The organism is Oleiphilus sp. HI0086 (genome assembly GCF_001635225.1).
The window spans coordinates 1-1,661 of record NZ_LWFZ01001033.1 but is presented as its reverse complement, the minus strand read 5'-3'; the positions used below and the strand labels follow the sequence as shown (position 1 = coordinate 1,661).

Genomic DNA, 1,661 nt, shown 5'->3' with positions numbered 1-1,661 from the left:
GCAGGTATTGAACTCAGCGATCACAAGTAGTGATCGTACTCAGGTTCATCTCGAAGAGCTGAATCAAATTCAAAAAGCAATGCTGATCGTTAAGCGCGACCTTTCGCAAGTCATTGGTCGTTCGATACGAGACGAGTATGGCGACTATCAAAACGCACTGGATAGCAGCTCTGATTTTTATAAAATCCAATTTAGCCGAGTAGGCTGGCGTAATCCTTTAGACGATAAGCGTTCCGAGATTCAACGTGTCGCCTACGAGCTGGATAGTGAAAAGCTTGTAAGGCACTACTGGACAGCGCTTGATCAGACTCAGGACAGTGAAAGCATTCGAAAGACTCTCTTAAACGATATTGAATCTCTTGATTTTCGTTTTTTGAATGAGAGCGATGCATGGGTGGGTAAGTGGCCTGTTGAATCGCTTGACAGCGAGACCACTTCACCTGACCCGCGTCAAACAAACAACAGCTTACCCAAGGCAATTGAAATCGAAATAGCACATAAACGCTTCGGCAAGGTGAAGCGCTTGTTTGAGGTAGGGAGCTATTTTTCCGGCAAAGAGCTTGAATTAAGTGGCGGCGCATCTTCAGATAACGGTCTTGATGGCCAGAAGGCTAAAGACTGATGCCTCTGCTATATAGAACATACGGTATTCAGTACCCATGCTCAGTTAAAAAACAGGGCGGGGTCGCCTTGATGATTGTCATCTTTGTTTTCGCATTAGTTTCTATACTGTCTGTCGGTATGTACAACAGACAGAGTATTTTTGTTCAGCAGGCCGGTAATTTATTTGCCCAGTCTCAAGCGTATCAATACGCGATTGGCTCCGAGTTATATGCAAAGTGGTGGCTAAAAGATGATTGGGATAATGATAAAGATGTAGAAAAAGAATTCTATGATGACCTAGCCTTTCTTGAGTCCTCTTTAACAAGACCCTATGAAGGTGCAATTGTTTCGTCACAGTTTAATGATGTTCAAGGGAAGCTGAATCTAAATGACCTAGTCAGTGTGACAGGGGAAGTTATCCCTGTAATGAAGGAACGCTTCACTCGTTTATTTAATCGTTTGGCGATCGAAACGGTAAAGCTTGAGCAAATTATTGACTGGCTTGATGAAAATCAGGACTCAAGTGGTTTTGATGGGGCGGAAGATGGCGAGTATTTGTCCTTAGACCCTCCTTATAGAAATGCTGGCCAGCCTATGCTCGATATATCAGAATTACGATTACTTCCCACAATCAGTAATGAAGACTTCAAAAAACTATTAGAGCATGTCACTGTATTGCCTCAGGGTTGGGCTCCCGTTAATGTAAATACTGCAACAGCGGAAGTTTTACAGAGTTTAAGTGAAACCCTTACTGATGCCCAGGCAGATAGCTTGGTAGAAGCTCGTCAGGATAAGGCCTGGAAGAATATTGACGAGTTTAAGGCTGAGACTTTAGTTGCGGATGGAAAAATAAACTTTAATTACATCGGGGTTCGATCTGACTTTTACGAGTTAGCGACCGAAGTGACACTTTCCGAGCGCACGGTCAGGTTAAGAAGTGTACTCTATCGGAGTAACGAAGACGGGTCTTTACAGGTTCTTAGTCGTAACCAGGGCCAAAAATATTTAATTACCAAAGAGCAAGTGGCGCTATAATAAAACGATTAGCGTCGTTCAAA

Annotated in this window: 2 protein-coding genes; both read left to right on the top strand. The window is 43.2% G+C overall.

Going from position 1 to position 1,661, the window contains the following annotated elements; genetic code table 11:
- Window positions 1-622, top strand: a 622-nt coding sequence (gene gspJ / locus A3756_RS18455; RefSeq protein WP_156490589.1) for a type II secretion system minor pseudopilin GspJ, incomplete at its 5' end; no start/stop codon positions are given.
- On the top strand, window positions 622-1,638 hold the full coding sequence (gspK, locus tag A3756_RS18450) for a type II secretion system minor pseudopilin GspK (protein ID WP_068511059.1): 1,017 nt from the start codon (window positions 622-624) through the stop codon (window positions 1,636-1,638). The genes gspJ and gspK, both read left to right, overlap by 1 nt.
- The last annotated feature ends 23 nt before the right edge of the window (window positions 1,639-1,661 follow it).

What these genes read in the sequence shown, in the direction of transcription:
- gspK (WP_068511059.1), top strand. Translation starts at nt 622, where the DNA reads ATGCCTCTGCTATATAGAACATACGGTATTCAGTACCCATGCTCAGTT.